Consider the following 15,355-nt stretch of genomic DNA (forward strand, 5'->3'; position numbering starts at 1 on the left):
CAGTTTCGAGTTCGACCGGCCGCTGACCGGCATGGAGATCGAGTGCAACCTGGTCGACGCCGCCTATCAGCCGGCGATGTCCAACCAGGAGGTACTGGCCGCTATCGCCGACCCGGCTTATCAGACCGAACTGGGCGCCTACAACATTGAATTCAACGTTCCCCCGCGCCCACTGCCCGGCCGCACCGCACTGGAACTTGAGGGCGAAGTTCGCAGAAGCCTCAACGCAGCAGAGATCAAGGCCAATACCGACGGCGCTCACATCGTCATGATCGGCATCCTGCCGACCCTGATGCCCGAGCACCTCACCGGAAGCTGGATGAGCCCGTCACTGCGCTACCAGGCGCTCAACGACTCGATCTTCACCGCACGCGGCGAAGACATCCCGATCGACATCACCGGCGTCGAGCACCTGAGCATGCACGCGGAATCCATTGCGCCGGAGTCGGCGTGCACGAGTATGCAACTACACCTCCAGGTCTCTCCCGCGGAGTTCGCCAACAACTGGAATGCCGCGCAGGTACTGGCCGGCCCGCAGCTGGCGCTGGGCGCCAACTCGCCCTACTTCTTCGGCCGTCAACTCTGGGCCGAGACCCGTATCGAACTCTTCGCGCAGGCGACCGACACCCGACCCGACGAACTCAAGACACAGGGCGTGCGGCCCCGGGTCTGGTTCGGGGAGCGCTGGATCACCTCGATCTTCGACCTGTTCGAAGAGAACGTGCGCTACTTTCCATCGCTGCTGCCCGAGCTCTCCGCTGAGGACCCCGTCGCTGAACTCGCTGCCGGCCGCACTCCGAAACTGCAGGAACTGCGGCTGCACAACGGCACGGTGTACCGGTGGAACCGGCCGGTGTACGACGTGGCGAACGGCCGCCCGCATCTGCGGGTGGAGAACCGGGTGCTGCCGGCAGGACCGACGGTGGTGGACATGATGGCGAACTCGGCGTTCTATTACGGGCTGCTGCGCACTATCGCCGACGACGAGCGTCCGCTGTGGACCAAGATGAGTTTTACTGCGGCACATGACAATTTCCTCGCAGGTGCCCGATATGGGATAGCGGCCCGGATGTATTGGCCGGGGCTGGGCGAGGTGACCGCCGATGAGCTGGTGCTGCGGCACCTGCTGCCGATGGCCGACGAGGGTCTGCGTCGCTGGAAGGTCGCCGCTGATGTGCGTGACCGCTATCTGGGCGTGATCGAGGGCCGGGCCAAAACGGGGCGCAATGGTGCGGTGTGGCAGGTCCAGACGGTCACCCGACTGGAGGATCAGGGGCTGGCCAGGCCCGAGGCACTGGCCGAGATGCTGCGCCGCTACACCGATCTCATGCACAGCAACTCACCGGTGCACACCTGGGCCTAGGTCCCTAGGTCCCTAGTCCCGGTGTGCACCGGTGGCTGTGTTTACGGGCGCGGTGCGGGCGGAGCCTGCGGGGCCGGCGGGGCGGGCGGCTGCGCCGGGCCGGGGCGCTCGTCGCGGTCAGGACCCGCGCCGGGGCCCATCCGGGGACCCATGCCCGGCCCCATGCCGGGGCCCATCTGCATCATCGGCGGGCCGCCACGGAAATCCATCTCGGTGCCGCGGTGATGCTGCCAGCCGCCGCCGTGGCCGCTGTGGCGGCCGAGGAAGAAGCCGGTGAAGAACACCGACCCGACGATGAAGACGATGCCGGCGACGATCGCCACCCAGGCTGCCACCTGATTGAGCTTGCTGGGCCGACGGTCGACGACGGTCTCGCGTACACGTGCGTCGGGGACGATTGAGGGTTGCTCTGAGGATTCGGTTGTTTCGGTCATGATGACCATCCTGACCCGCTGCGCAGTGCGCCCAGTAGGCGCCAGCTATGAGGCAGCTGTGAATGACTCCCCGGGACAGTATCCGGAGATCACAGCCCAGCGGCCAGTAGTTCAGCGATCTGAATGGTGTTCAGCGCCGCACCCTTGCGGAGATTGTCCCCTGAGATGAACAACGCCAGACCACGGCCGTCGGGCACCCCTGGGTCGCGCCGGATGCGGCCGACGAGGGAGACGTCGGCGCCGGCGGCGGCCAGCGGCGTCGGAACATCGACGACCTCCACGCCGGGGGCGACGCGCAACAGCTCGGTGGCACGCTCGGGTGAAATCGGCCGCGAGAACTCGGCATTGATCGACAATGAGTGGCCGGTGAAGACCGGTACCCGGACACAGGTCCCACTGACGGCAAGATCGGGGATGCCGAGAATCTTGCGGCTCTCGCTACGCAGCTTCTGGTCCTCATCGGTCTCGCCTGAACCATCGTCGACCAGTGAGCCGGCCAATGGGATCACGTTGAACGCGATGGGTGCGGCGTATTTGTTCGGCGCCGGGAAGCTCAGCGAATCACCGTGGTGCACCAGATGCTCGACACCGTCGATCACCGCACGGGCCTGGGCGGCCAACTCCTCCACGCCCGCGATGCCACTACCGGAGACCGCCTGATAGGTCGATGCGATCATCCGCACCAGTCCGGCCTCGTCGTGCAAAACCTTGAGCACCGGCATGGCCGCCATCGTCGTGCAGTTCGGATTGGCGATGATGCCCTTCTTCAGGACGGCGTTGCGGACATCACGGTCGAAGTTGACCTCGCTGACCACCAGTGGGATGTCGGCGTCCTTGCGCCAGGCCGAGGAGTTGTCGATGACGGTGACACCGGCGGCGGCGAACCGCGGAGCCTGCACCCGCGACATGGTCGCTCCCGCAGAGAACAGCGCGATGTCCAACCCGGTCGGGTCGGCAGTCTCGGCGTCCTCGACGGTGATCTCGCCGCCGCGATACGGCAACGTGCGGCCCGCCGAGCGAGCCGACGCGAAGAACCGCACGCTGCTGGCCGGAAAGTCACGCTGCTCCAACAGGGTTCGCATCACCTGGCCGACCTGACCGGTGGCTCCCACCACTCCGATACTGATTCCCCGGTCGCTGCGCTCCTGCCCTCCGATGCTGATTCCCCGGTCGCTGCGCTCCTGCCCTCCGATGCTGACCATCGTTAGCGGCCCGTCCCGCCGTAGACAACGGCTTCCTCGTCACCGCCGAGGTTGAAGGCCTCATGCAGCGCGGCGACAGCCTTATCGAGTTCGGAGTCCTTGATCAGCACCGAGATTCTGATCTCCGAGGTGGAGATCAGGTCGATGTTGATGCCGACCCGAGCCAGCGATTCGCAGAACGTCGCCGTCACGCCCGGATGGCTGCGCATGCCGGCGCCGACCAGCGAAACCTTCCCGATGTGATCATCGAAAAGCACCTTGGTGAAACCGATTTCGCTCTGCAGCGAGCTGAGTTTGGCCACCGCGACAGGCGCCGAGTCGCGCGCACAGGTGAAGGTGATGTCGGTCTTACCCTCTTCGACCTTCGAGATGTTCTGCAGCACCATGTCGATGTTGACATCGGCGTCGGCGACCGCTCGGAACACCTTGGCTGCGTAGCCCGGAACGTCGGGCACACCGACGACGGTGACCTTCGACTCGCTGCGGTCGTGGGCAACTCCGGTCAGGATGGCGTCTTCCATTGGCATGTCCTCGATAGATCCGGTAACGATCGTGCCCGGCTTGTCGGAGTACGACGAACGGACGTGGATCGGAACGTGGTAACGGCGGGCGTATTCGACACAGCGCAGCATCAGCACCTTGGCTCCGCAGGCCGCCATCTCGAGCATCTCCTCGAAGGTGACGGTGTCCAGGCGCCGGGCGTTCGGCACGATGCGGGGATCGGCGGTGAAGATTCCGTCCACATCGGTGTAAATCTCGCAGACGTCGGCGTGCAGTGCCGCGGCGAGCGCTACCGCCGTGGTGTCCGAGCCGCCCCGGCCGAGGGTGGTGACGTCCTTGCTGTCCTGGCTCACCCCCTGGAAGCCGGCGACCAGGACGATCTGCCCCTCGTCGAGCGCCGCCCGCAGCCGGCCGGGCGTGACGTCGATGATCTTGGCGTTGCCGTGTGTTCCGGTGGTGATGACACCGGCCTGTGAGCCGGTGAACGAGCGGGCGCTGGCGCCGAGCGACTCGATGGCCATCGCGACGAGCGCGTTGGAGATCCGCTCGCCCGCGGTCAGCAGCATGTCCAGCTCGCGAGGCGGGGGCGACGGGCACACCGCGCGGGCGAGGTCGAGAAGTTCGTCGGTGGTGTCACCCATCGCCGAGACCACCACGACCACGTCGTTGCCCTGGCGCTTCGTTTCGACGATGCGCTCAGCGACCCGACGGATCCGCTCGGCATCGGCCACCGAGGATCCGCCGTATTTCTGCACGACGAGCGCCACTGTTTGCCCTTTCCAGGCCGGGGGTTGCATTTAAGGATAAGGGGTGGGCCGGCATGCTCTTCCCGCCCGCACCACCTCGGTCCCCCGCCGGATGGGACGGCCGCGCAGTGGCGGTCGCCAACGCGAGTGTGCCTGGTGAACCAACCGGAGTAGAGTGATCTTCGTGCAGCGTGTGCTCCTCCTCGGGCGCCGCGGCGGGGTCTGATCCAGACCGGCTTCCCGTCGCGGGTCTTCGCGATGCGCCGGTCTGAAGTCCCTCTTCAACTTCCGGAGCCCAATCGTGACCAACCATCCGCACTCCCATTCCGAATCAGGATTCGACTCGGTCGACGCCGTCGACGCCTACGTCTCGGCCCGCACCATCACAACTCCGGCCGGCGGCCGCTGGGATGGACAGCCGGCCTGGAACACCCAGCGCAACTCGGCGATGCCGGTGAATCGCTACCGTTCATTCGCCGATGAGGTCGAGCGAATCGACCTGCCCGACCGGACCTGGCCCGACAAGGTCATCACGCACGCCCCGATGTGGTGCGGGGTCGATCTTCGCGACGGCAATCAGGCCCTGATCGACCCGATGAGCCCGGCGCGCAAGCGCCGGATGTTCGAGCTGCTGGTGAAGATGGGCTACAAGGAAATCGAGGTCGGTTTCCCCTCCGCCAGCCAGACCGACTATGACTTCGTCCGCGAGATCATCGAGCAGGGCGCCATCCCCGAAGACGTCACCATCCAGGCGCTGGTGCAGTGCCGGCCTGAGCTGATCGAGCGGACCTTCCAGGCCTGTGCCGGGGCACCGAACGTGATCGTCCACTTCTACAACTCCACCTCGATCCTGCAGCGACGAGTGGTGTTTCGCGCCGACCGCGACGAGATCACCGCGATCGCCACCGACGGTGCGCGCAAGTGCCTGGAGGAGGCCGCCAAATACCCCGGCACCCGGTGGCGTTACGAGTACTCACCGGAGTCCTATACCGGCACCGAGTTGGAGTACGCCAAGCATGTCGTCGACGCGGTCTCCGACGTCATCAGTCCCACACCGGACTGGCCGTTGATCGTCAACCTGCCCGCCACCGTCGAGATGGCCACCCCGAACATCTACGCCGATTCCATCGAGTGGATGAGCCGAAACCTGAACCGGCGCGACTCCATCATCCTGAGCCTGCACCCGCACAACGACCGCGGAACTGCCGTTGCAGCAGCGGAATTGGGCTACCAGGCCGGTGCGGACCGGATCGAGGGATGCCTGTTCGGAAATGGCGAGCGCACCGGCAACGTGTGCCTGGTGACACTGGGGCTCAACATGTTCTCCCGCGGTGTGGATCCACAGATCGATTTCTCCAATATCGACGAGATCCGCCGAACCGTCGAGCACTGCAATCAGCTCGCGGTACCCGAGCGCCATCCCTATGGCGGCGATCTGGTCTACACCGCGTTCTCCGGCAGCCATCAGGACGCCATCAACAAGGGCCTGGACGCGATGAAGATCGCCGCCGACGAGGCTGACGCCGACGTCGAGGACATCGTCTGGCAGGTGCCGTATCTGCCGATCGATCCCAAGGACGTCGGCCGCACCTACGAGGCGGTCATCCGGGTGAACTCGCAGTCCGGCAAGGGCGGTGTCGCCTACATCATGAAGGCCGACCACGGTCTGATGCTGCCGCGCCGGTTGCAGATCGAGTTCAGCCAGGTGATCCAGAAGATCACCGACGGCGAAGGCGGCGAGATCTCCAGCAAGGAGATGTGGGACGCCTTCGCTGACGAGTACCTGAGCGCGACGCGGCCACTGGAGCGCATCCGCCAACGAGTGATCGGCTCCGAAGTCGACGGCGGCATTGACGTCATCGAGGCGACGGTGAAGATCGACGGAGTCGAGACCGAGATCCGCGGCGAAGGCAACGGTCCGCTGGCCGCATTCGTCGACGCGCTGGGTGGGGTGGGTATCCGGGTGAACGTGCTGGATTACTCCGAGCACGCCATGTCGGCCGGCCAGGAAGCCGCAGCCGCTGCTTTCGTCGAGGCGTCGATCGACGGCCGCACAGTCTGGGGTGTGGGCATCGCGACGTCGATCACCACGGCGTCGCTGCGCGCGGTGGTCTCAGCGGTGAACAGGGCTGCGCGGCAGGGCTGATTACCGGCAGGTCTAGAACAACGCGAACTGCTGGCCCTGGTCCACCGACTGCACGAAGGCCTCGACACCGACGCCACCGGTGACGGCGGCCACGCTGTTCATGAACTGTTCGTCGGAGACGATGGGCACGCCGAGTTCGCGTGCCTGGTAGCCCTTACCGTGCTCGGGTAGCGGCTCGTTGCAGATCACCAGCGAGGTCGCAGAGTCGACGGCATCGGTGTACGCCAGACCGGCATGCAGGATGCGCTCGACCAGTTCCTCGTGAGTGCGGCCGACCTCGGCCGACAGCGCCACCCGCATGCCCTGCACCAATTGTCCGCCGCGCCGATAGCGGCCGGGGTTGAGATACGGGCACGGCATCCGGAGGGCCAGTTGCTTGAGCGGCTTGAGTTCGTCGTGGGTGACCGCGCCGTTGGGCCAGCGTCGTCGGCCCACCGGACGGATCGGCAGCCACAGATCGCGCTCGCGGGCACGTTCGAGCGCAGGCATCAAAACCCGGGACAGCACCAGTGCGTCGTCGAAAGCGTCATGGGCGCGGGTCTGCGGGACATCCCAATGCCGGGCCAGCGTCTCCAACCGCAGATTCTCCAGACCAAGGTCCAGACGCCGGCTCAATTCCACCGTGCACATCACGGTGTCGACAGGCAGGGTGGCGTCGGCCAGCTCGGCCTCGGCGGTCAGGAACGAGTAGTCGAACTGCGCGTTGTGCGCCACCAGTGTGCGGCCGTGCATCAACTCTGCCAGGGCCGGCGCGATATCGGCGAAAGTCGGTTGATCCTCGAGCATCTCGGTGGTGATGCCGTGCACGTGGGTGGGCCCGGGATCCACACCGGGATTGACCAGACTGACCACCGAGTTCTCGACATTGCCGTCCGGGTCCAGTGCCAGCGCAGCCACGCTGAGAACCCGCGCATGCCGCGGATGGAAGCCGGAGGTCTCCACGTCCACGACCACCCAGCCATCGCCCGCATCGCCGGCCGGGCGGCCCCAGGTTTGGCTCACAACCGTCAGAATGGCACGCACCCCCGACAGTGAACGGCACATCGGATCCGTGTCGGGCAGGCCGGGGACCGCGGGGCATAAACTCACCTGCGATGGCCGGGCGGACGATGACGATGCGAGGACGGGCCGCACTGGGCCTCGGTTCTGCCGCGCGGTGGGCCTCCCGGGTCAGCGGCCGCGGCGCCGGCGCCATGATCGGCGGCCTGGTAGCGATGACCCTCGACCGCTCTGTACTGCGCCAATTGGGCGCCGGGCGGCGCACCGCCGTCATCACCGGCACCAATGGAAAGTCGACCACCACCCGGATGGTGGCCGCGGCACTGTCCACGGTGGGGCCCGTCGCCACCAACGGTGAGGGCGCCAATATGGACGCCGGACTGGTCGCCGCACTGGCCGCCGACCGCCAGGCGCGTTTGGCAGCCCTTGAGGTCGACGAGATGCATGTCCCCCATGTCGCCGACGCGGTCGAACCGACCGTCATCGTGCTGCTGAACCTCTCCCGTGATCAGTTGGACCGGGTCGGGGAGATCAACCACATCGAGCGCACCCTGCGCGCCGGTTTGGCCCGCCATCCGAACGCGGTGGTGGTGGCCAACTGTGATGACGTCCTGATGACCTCGGCGGCCTATGACTGTCCGAATGTGGTGTGGGTGGCCGCCGGCGGCGGATGGGCGAATGACTCGGTGAGCTGCCCGCGCAGCGGCGAAGTCATCGTTCGCGATCAGTCCCAGTGGTACTCCACCGGAACCGACTTTCGCAGGCCCACTCCTCAGTGGTGGTACGACGCCCAAAAGCTTTACGGGCCAGACGATCTCGTAATCCCGATGCGACTTTCGCTGCCCGGCGCAGTGAACCGCGGCAATGCTGCACAGGCGGTGGCGGCGGCGGTGGCGATGGGCGCCGACCCGGTTGCTGCGGTGGCCGCGGTGTCGGCAGTCGACGAGGTTGCCGGACGCTACCGCACCGTTCGCGTCGGCGAACACGACGCCCGACTACTGCTGGCCAAGAATCCGGCGGGCTGGCAGGAAGCGTTGTCGATGGTGGACAAAACAGCTGCCGGCGTGGTCATCTCGGTCAACGGCCAGGTTCCCGACGGTGAGGATCTGTCCTGGCTGTGGGATGTGCGCTTCGAGGATTTCGAGGGCACATCGGTGGTGGCCGCCGGTGAGCGTGGGACCGATCTGGCGGTGCGTCTGGGATACGCGGGGGTCGAGCATTCCCTGGTACACGACACCATCTCGGCCATCGAGTCCTGCCCGGCAGGGCAGGTGGAGGTGGTCGCCAACTACACGGCCTTCCTGCAACTGCAACGGGCTCTCGGGAAACGCCATGACTGAGCCGGTGCGGATCGGCCTGGTGCTGCCGGACGTGATGGGGACCTACGGCGACGGCGGCAATGCCGTGGTGTTGCGAGAGCGGTTACGGCTGCGCGACATCCCCGCGGAGATCATCGAGATCACCCTGGCCGACCCGGTACCCGACTCGCTGGACCTCTACACCCTCGGTGGCGCCGAGGATTATGCGCAACGCCTGGCCACCAAACATCTGCTGCAGCACCAGGGACTGCAACGTGCCGCCGCGCGCGGGGCACCGGTGCTGGCGATCTGCGCCGCCATCCAGGTTTTGGGTCACTGGTACGAAACGGCGGCCGGGGAGCGGGTGGAAGGTGTGGGCCTACTCGACGTGACCACCTCACCGCAGGCGCAGAGGACCATCGGCGAGGTGGTCTCCACCCCGTTGGTGGAGGGTCTGAGTGAACCGCTGACCGGCTTCGAGAACCACCGCGGCGGGACGGTTCTCGGACCCGAGGCCCGCCCACTGGCCGCGGTCATCAAGGGTGCGGGTAATCGGCTGGGCGACGGCGTCGACGGCGCAGTGCAGGGCAGCGTGATCGCGACCTACCTGCACGGCCCATGCCTGGCCCGCAACCCGGAACTGGCCGACCTGCTGCTGTCGCGGGTGGTGGGTGCACTGCCTGCGTTGAAACTTCCCGAGGTCGATCAGCTTCGCCGGGAACGCCTCGCGGCCCCGCGCCGGATGTGACGGCCGCCGCCGGCGCCGAACTAGACCATCGAACGGCGGCCCGACAGGGCCCTGCCGAGCGTCAGTTCGTCGGCGAACTCCAAATCGCCGCCCATCGGGAGACCGGACGCTATTCGGCTGACGGTCAGACCGGGGATATCGCGAAGAATGCGCAGCAGGTAGGTGGCGGTCGCCTCGCCCTCGGTATTGGGGTCGGTCGCGATGATCACCTCGGTGACATCGACCCCGTCGACCCGCTCACCGATCCTGTTGAGCAGCTGGCGGATTCGCAACTGATCGGGGCCGACGCCGGACAACGGATCCAGTGCGCCGCCCAGCACGTGATAGCGCCCCCGGAACTCCCGGGTGCGCTCGACAGCCTGAACATCCTTGGGCTCCTCGACGACACACACCTGTGAGGCGTCGCGGCGGGCGTCGCTGCAGATGCGGCACCGCTGCGCCTCGGAGACGTTTCCGCACACCTCGCAGAACTGCACACCGTCGCGCACCCGGGTGAGCGCGGCGGTCAACCGGTCGATATCCGGCGGCTCCACCGAGAGAAGGTGGAAGGCGATCCGCTGCGCGCTCTTAGGCCCGATACCCGGCAGCTTGCCGAGTTCGTCGATCAGATCCTGGACGGGCCCCTCAAACATGGCGGTCCGGCGTCAGGCACCCGGCGGCGGCGCAGCGGCCGCCAGCGGACCCAGGATTGTCTTGACCGTCTCACGCATGGTCTCGGCGGCGTCGGCCAGTGCGCCGACGATCAGGTCCTGCAACGTCTCCACATCGGTGGGGTCGACGACCTTGGGATCGATCTGCACCGAGTTGACCTGACCGTGCCCGTTGAGGGTTACCGTCACCAGTCCCCCGCCGGCCTGACCCTGTACCTCGGTCTGGGCGATCTCCTGCTGGGCCTCCTGCAACTTCTGCTGCATCTGCTGGGCCTGGGCCAGAGCGGCCTGCAGATTGGGCACCACCTGCTGACGCATCTCCTCGGCCTGCTTGAGGAAGTTCTCCAGATCGGCCGGGTTCGCCGGCTGACTGCCTGGCCCCATGCTCGGTGGAATACCGGGTTGCATGACGGTCTCCTTGCGTAATGGTCTCGATGTCATTGCGGCCTGACAATTCGGCCGCCGCTGACTTCCAAGCCTAGACGTCGAGGGATTACGGTGACGCCCGTGCTCAAGTTCGCCCCCATGCGTGTCGTGGCAGCAACCTCGGCCGCAGTGCTGCTCGCAGCGTTCTCACCCGCCTCCGCCGTCGCGCACGCCGCGCCGGGCAGTGTCGCCGGAATGATCGTCTTCCTCGACCCCGGCCACAACGGAGCCAATGACGCCTCGATGACCCGGCAGGTGCCCACCGGCCGCGGCGGGACCAAGGACTGCCAGACCAGCGGCACCGCCACCGACGGCGGCTTCCCCGAGCACACCTTCAACTGGAATACCGTCCTGCTGATCCGGCAGGGACTCGATGCCCTGGGTATTCGCACCGCGATGTCCCGCGGTAACGACGATCAGGTCGGGCCCTGTGTGGACGAGCGGGCCGCGATGGCCAATTCGCTGGCGCCCAACGCCGTAGTGTCGATCCACGGAGACGGCGGTCCGGCGACCGGCCGCGGCTTCCACATCCTGTATTCCAGCCCGCCGCTCAATGCGGCGCAGGCCGGCCCGTCGGTCCAGTTCGCCCGCATCATGCGTGACCAGATGGCAGGTTCCGGCATCCCGCCGTCGACCTATCTCGGCAGCGCCGGCCTCAACCCGCGCTCCGACATCGCCGGACTGAACCTGGCGCAGTATCCGTCGATCCTCATCGAATGCGGGAACATGAAGAACCCGTTGGACTCGATGTTGATGCAGAGCGATGACGGTCAGAGGAAATACGCCGACGCCGTGGTGAAGGGAATCGTGGCGTTCCTGCAGACCCAGCCGGCGCGCACCGCCTAGGACCCGGTCAGCTCTTTTCGATCTCCCGCTTGAGGTTGCCCAGCACCTCATCCTGAATCTTGCGCAGCCCCAACGGGGCGAAGGTCTTCTCGAAGAAGCCTTTGACCCCGCCGGCGCCGCTCCAGGTCGTCTTCACCGTGACACTTGAGCCCGCCGGCCCGGCCGGGGCGACGGTCCAGTTGGTCATCAGCGAGGAGTTGGCGTCCTTCTCGATGACGGTGTGGCCGGCGACATCGACGTCGGCCTGCACCTGACGGGACCGGGAATCGGTGGCCTGCAGCCTCCAGGCGGCCACGGTGCCCCTGCCCTGACCACCCTGCAGAACCTTGTACTCGCTGTAGTGCGACGAGAGGATCTTCGGCCGCACGGCCTCGTAGTCGGCGATCGCGCCGAGAACCGCGGCCGGTTCGGCATCGATCAGGATCGTGCTGGATGCGCTGACCTGTCCCATGAGTGCTCCTCGCGTTGTCGTGGCGCGGCCGAGGGGGTCCTCAGCCCTCGATCTTTCGAGCTCCGAGCTCGCTCTGCAGTAGCTCGAGTGCGGCTTCCTCGGGATCGCGGCGTGGTGCGGGGTCAACGTCATCGCGGACCGCTTCGGCGATCAGTTCGTCCTCCTCGGCCCGGACCGCCTCGGCCTGATCCGGCACGGCTTCACGCACCGGTTCGGGTTCAGCCACCGATTCCCGCGCACCCGCCTCGAACTGCACCCGCCAGTTCACCCCGAGGGCATCCTTGAGCGCCTCGCGGATCACCTCGGCGTTGTGCATTTCGCCGAGCCGCTTGGCCAAGGGGGCGGAGTCGTGGCTCAGGATCAACGTGTCACCCTCCACGGCCCGAACCATGGCCCCGGCAAGCATCACCTCGATGGTTCGGCTGCGCTCACGAACCTTGTCCCGCACGGTCGACCACATGCTGCGAACCGCCCCCGCGTCAGGTTCGGCGAATTCGGTCGACGACGGTGCCGGAGCCGGCGCGACGGGCTGGTCCTCGGGCTGGTGTCCCGGCTCAGGCTCAGGTTCCGGCTTCGGTGCGGGCCGCTCAGCGACGGCCGGTTCCGGCTGTGCCGGTTCGGGTTTCGCGGCTGCGGGTTCCGGCGCGGCGGGTGCTGCCGACTCGGGCACAACCGGTGCCGGCGCCGGGGCAGCCACCGGCGGAGGAGCCTGTGTCTTGCGGACGTACTGCTTGGAGGGTGCCGAGGAATGCGCCGACGCAGCGGCCTCATCGGTGGGGATGGAGATGTCCAGCCGGGTCTCGATCCGTTCGACACGCTGCAGCAGCGCGGACTCAGTGTCGCTCGCCGAGGGCAGGAGCAGCCGGGCGCAGACCACCTCGAGCAGCAGTCGCGGCGCGGTGGCCCCGCGCATCTCGCCCAACCCGGCGTGCACAACCTCGGCGTAGCGGGCCAGTGTCGCCGGTCCGACGCGCTCGGCCTGATCACGCATCCGCTCCAGGACATCGCCCGGCGCGTCAACCACACCGCGGCTCGCCGCGTCCGGAACCGCCTGCAGCACAATGAGATCCCGGAACCGCTCCAGTAGATCGGTGGCGAATCGGCGCGGGTCATGGCCGGCGTCGATCAGCGACTCCACCGCACCGAACAGCGCGGCGGCGTCCCCGGCAGCCAGTGCGTCGACCGCGTCGTCGATCAGTCCGACGTCGGTGGCGCCCAGCAGTGCCAGCGCCCGCTGATAGTGAACTCGGTTGTCCTGCGCGCCGGCGATTAGCTGATCCAGGACGCTCAAGGTGTCGCGCGGTGAACCGCCGCCGGCCCGGATGACCAACGGGAACACCACGTCGTCGACCTCGACGTGTTCGGACTCCAGGATCTTCTCGATGAGCCCCCGCATGGTGCGCGGCGCCAGCAGCCGGAACGGGTAGTGATGGGTACGCGAGCGGATGGTGGGCAGCACCTTTTCCGGCTCGGTGGTGGCGAACACGAAGATGAGGTGCTCTGGCGGCTCCTCGACGATTTTCAGCAGCGCATTGAAACCAGCCGTGGTGACCATATGGGCTTCGTCGATGATGAAGATCCGGTAGCGCGATTGCGCGGGTGCGTAGAACGCCCGATCCCGCAGCTCGCGGGTGTCGTCCACACCGCCGTGGCTGGCCGCGTCCATCTCCACGACGTCGACCGACCCGCCGCCGTTGGGTGCCAGTGCCAGGCACGAGTCGCACACCCCGCACGGCGCGGGGGTGGGGCCCTGCTCGCAGTTCAGCGAGCGGGCGAGGATGCGGGCTGAGGAGGTCTTGCCACAGCCCCGCGGTCCGGAGAACAGATAGGCGTGGTTGATCCGGCCGGCCGACAAGGCGGTCGACAACGGTTCGGTGACATGCTCCTGGCCGACCACCTCGGCGAATGTCGCCGGTCGGTACTTGCGGTAGAGGGCCACGTCAGCAGGCTACCCAGCGGGACTGACGGTGCAGAACCGCAGGGTAGGTCCCTGCCGTGAGCGTGCGTGTCGGTACGTCGACACGCCGCAGGGGCGAACCGCATGCGCACCCTCGCCGGGATGCGGCGCCGGGGTCGCGACATTGGTCACGCCAACAGCGATTCGGTGGCCGCCAGCAGCGCGCAGGTCGACAGTCCGTCGATGGCGTCGGCCAGGTCGGGAAGCGTCGGGAAACTCGGCGCGATGCGGATGTTCTTGTCCTCGGGGTCTTTCCGGTACGGGAACGACGCGCCCGCCTCGGTGACCGCAATACCGGCGTCCTTGGCCAGTGCGACGGTGCGCTTGGCGGTGCCGGGAAGGACATCGAGGCTGATGAAGTAGCCCCCCTTGGGCTCGGTCCAGGATGCGATCTTGGAGTCCGACAGCCGCCGGTCCAGGATCTCGAGGGCAAGCTCGAATTTGGGCGCGAGCAACTGCTGATGGCGGCGCATGTGCGCGCGAACACCCTCGGCATCGCGCAGGAACTTCAGGTGCCGCAGCTGGTTGACCTTGTCCGGTCCGATGGACTTCTTCCCTGCGTGCTGCAGATACCAGGAGATGTTGCCCAGCGAGCCACCGAAGAAACTCACGCCCGCTCCCGCGAAGGTGATCTTCGAGGTGGAGGTGAACACATACGGCCGGTTGGGATGACCGGCCGCAGCCGCCAGACCCAGGACATCGATCTGTCGGGGAAAATCCGCAGTCAGGGTGTGGACAGGGTAGGCGTTATCCCAGAAGAGCCGGAAATCGCTTGCGGCGGTGTCCATCTGGACCAGCCGCCGGACCACCTCCCAGGAGTAGACGGCACCGGTCGGGTTGGAGAACACCGGGACGCACCACATCCCCTTGATCGCCCGATCACCGGCGACCAGTTCCTCGATCACGTCGACGTCCGGGCCGTCCTCCCGCATGGGGACGGTGATCATCTCGATGCCGAGATTTTCGGCGATCCCGAAGTGCCTGTCGTAGCCGGGCGACGGGCAGAGGAATTTCACCACCGGTTCGGCGACCCACGGTCGCGGCGAGTCCACGCCACCGTGCAACATCGAGAACACGACCACGTCGTGCATGAATTCCAGGCTCGCGTTATTGCCCGCGATCAAGTTGGCGACCGGAATGCCCAACAGCTCACCGAAGACCGCCCGCAGTCCGGGCAGGCCGTTCTGTCCGCCGTAGTTGCGGGTGTCGGTGCCTTCGTCATCACGGAACTGGCCATCTCCGGGCAGCGCCAGCAACGCGTTGGACAGGTCCAGTTGCTCGCTCGACGGCTTGCCGCGGGTCAGATCCAACGCGAGCTTCTTGGCCTGCAGGTCGCTGTACTCGCGCTGCTGCAGTTCGTGGCGAGCTTGAAGTTCGTCACGGCTCATGGACTGAAACGACACCGCGCGCCTTTCACTGATTCGTCCTGCCCCGACGAGGGGGACCCCGCGCACCCGCCAGAGCCCGTTGACCCTTGCTGCCTTCCGACCCTGGGGGAGTTCACAGGTTGGACGCCGCGCGGGGTCCACGGCGAGTCTAGTACCCGCGGGGGTGCCCCGGACAACCAGCCGAAACAGGGGACAGCCGC

The 15,355-nt window shown here is 66.8% G+C and carries 14 protein-coding genes and 1 other RNA gene; 5 read left to right on the forward strand and 10 right to left on the reverse strand.

What is annotated here, in order from left to right:
- On the forward strand, positions 1–1,363 hold a 1,363-nt coding region (locus ACR2JI_RS11620; protein ID WP_526390229.1), incomplete at its 5' end, for a glutamate-cysteine ligase family protein.
- Positions 1,364–1,404: 41 nt separating this feature from the next.
- Here the strand turns inward: ACR2JI_RS11620 and ACR2JI_RS11625 are convergent.
- The 3 genes from ACR2JI_RS11625 to ACR2JI_RS11635 form a co-directional block, all read right to left on the reverse strand.
- A complete protein-coding gene (locus ACR2JI_RS11625; protein WP_526390230.1) occupies positions 1,405–1,797 on the reverse strand; it encodes a hypothetical protein in 393 nt (130 codons plus the stop codon).
- A gap of 89 nt (positions 1,798–1,886) precedes the next feature.
- Positions 1,887–2,879: an aspartate-semialdehyde dehydrogenase gene (locus tag ACR2JI_RS11630; RefSeq protein ID WP_526390238.1), complete on the reverse strand. Its 993-nt coding sequence runs from the start codon at positions 2,877–2,879 to the stop codon at positions 1,887–1,889.
- A 122-nt stretch (positions 2,880–3,001) separates the two neighbouring features.
- The gene (locus ACR2JI_RS11635) at positions 3,002–4,267 is read right to left on the reverse strand and encodes an aspartate kinase (protein ID WP_526390231.1); all 1,266 of its coding nucleotides are present in this window, start codon (positions 4,265–4,267) and stop codon (positions 3,002–3,004) included.
- 361 nt (positions 4,268–4,628) lie between these two features.
- Between ACR2JI_RS11635 and leuA the strand changes: the two genes are divergently transcribed.
- Positions 4,629–6,392, forward strand: coding sequence for a 2-isopropylmalate synthase (leuA, locus tag ACR2JI_RS11640; RefSeq protein WP_526390239.1), 1,764 nt, complete (start codon positions 4,629–4,631; stop codon positions 6,390–6,392).
- A gap of 12 nt (positions 6,393–6,404) precedes the next feature.
- Here leuA and ACR2JI_RS11645 read toward each other — a convergent pair whose 3' ends face one another.
- Complete coding sequence (locus ACR2JI_RS11645; protein WP_526390232.1) at positions 6,405–7,394, reverse strand: DEDDh family exonuclease; 990 nt, start codon at positions 7,392–7,394, stop codon at positions 6,405–6,407.
- Positions 7,395–7,501: 107 nt separating this feature from the next.
- Here ACR2JI_RS11645 and ACR2JI_RS11650 point away from each other — a divergent pair, with 107 nt between their 5' ends.
- Positions 7,502–8,731 (forward strand): MurT ligase domain-containing protein, encoded by a 1,230-nt coding sequence (locus ACR2JI_RS11650; protein WP_526390240.1) that lies wholly within the window; start codon positions 7,502–7,504, stop codon positions 8,729–8,731.
- Positions 8,724–9,437 (forward strand): type 1 glutamine amidotransferase, encoded by a 714-nt coding sequence (locus ACR2JI_RS11655; protein ID WP_526390233.1) that lies wholly within the window; start codon positions 8,724–8,726, stop codon positions 9,435–9,437. The genes ACR2JI_RS11650 and ACR2JI_RS11655 overlap by 8 nt, the downstream gene beginning before the upstream one ends.
- 20 nt (positions 9,438–9,457) lie before the next feature.
- Here the strand turns inward: ACR2JI_RS11655 and recR are convergent, their stop codons facing one another.
- Both recR and ACR2JI_RS11665 read right to left on the reverse strand, forming a co-directional pair.
- Entirely contained in the window at positions 9,458–10,069 is a 612-nt protein-coding gene (gene recR, locus ACR2JI_RS11660) for a recombination mediator RecR (RefSeq protein WP_526390234.1), read from the reverse strand.
- A 12-nt stretch (positions 10,070–10,081) separates the two neighbouring features.
- Positions 10,082–10,405 (reverse strand): YbaB/EbfC family nucleoid-associated protein, encoded by a 324-nt coding sequence (locus tag ACR2JI_RS11665; RefSeq protein ID WP_526390241.1) that lies wholly within the window; start codon positions 10,403–10,405, stop codon positions 10,082–10,084.
- A gap of 207 nt (positions 10,406–10,612) precedes the next feature.
- Between ACR2JI_RS11665 and ACR2JI_RS11670 the strand changes: the two genes are divergently transcribed.
- Positions 10,613–11,359 carry an Rv3717 family N-acetylmuramoyl-L-alanine amidase gene (locus ACR2JI_RS11670; protein ID WP_526390242.1) on the forward strand — a complete coding sequence of 249 codons (747 nt, stop codon included), beginning with the start codon at positions 10,613–10,615 and terminating at the stop codon, positions 11,357–11,359.
- A gap of 7 nt (positions 11,360–11,366) precedes the next feature.
- On the opposite strand, the gene ACR2JI_RS11675 is transcribed toward ACR2JI_RS11670, so the two are convergent.
- The 4 genes from ACR2JI_RS11675 to ffs all read right to left on the reverse strand — a co-directional run bounded on the left by ACR2JI_RS11675 (position 11,367) and on the right by ffs (position 15,297).
- Entirely contained in the window at positions 11,367–11,810 is a 444-nt protein-coding gene (locus ACR2JI_RS11675; RefSeq protein WP_526390235.1) for an SRPBCC family protein, read from the reverse strand.
- Positions 11,811–11,850: 40 nt separating this feature from the next.
- Complete coding sequence (locus ACR2JI_RS11680; RefSeq protein WP_526390236.1) at positions 11,851–13,749, reverse strand: DNA polymerase III subunits gamma/tau; 1,899 nt, start codon at positions 13,747–13,749, stop codon at positions 11,851–11,853.
- A 146-nt stretch (positions 13,750–13,895) separates the two neighbouring features.
- Positions 13,896–15,170 (reverse strand): aspartate aminotransferase type Ic, encoded by a 1,275-nt coding sequence (locus ACR2JI_RS11685; protein ID WP_526390237.1) that lies wholly within the window; start codon positions 15,168–15,170, stop codon positions 13,896–13,898.
- A gap of 32 nt (positions 15,171–15,202) precedes the next feature.
- An RNA gene (gene ffs / locus ACR2JI_RS11690) (signal recognition particle sRNA small type) lies at positions 15,203–15,297 on the reverse strand.
- Between the last annotated feature and the right edge of the window lie 58 nt (positions 15,298–15,355).

Source organism: Mycobacterium sp. (assembly GCF_051006775.1).
Lineage (GTDB): Bacteria > Actinomycetota > Actinomycetes > Mycobacteriales > Mycobacteriaceae > Mycobacterium.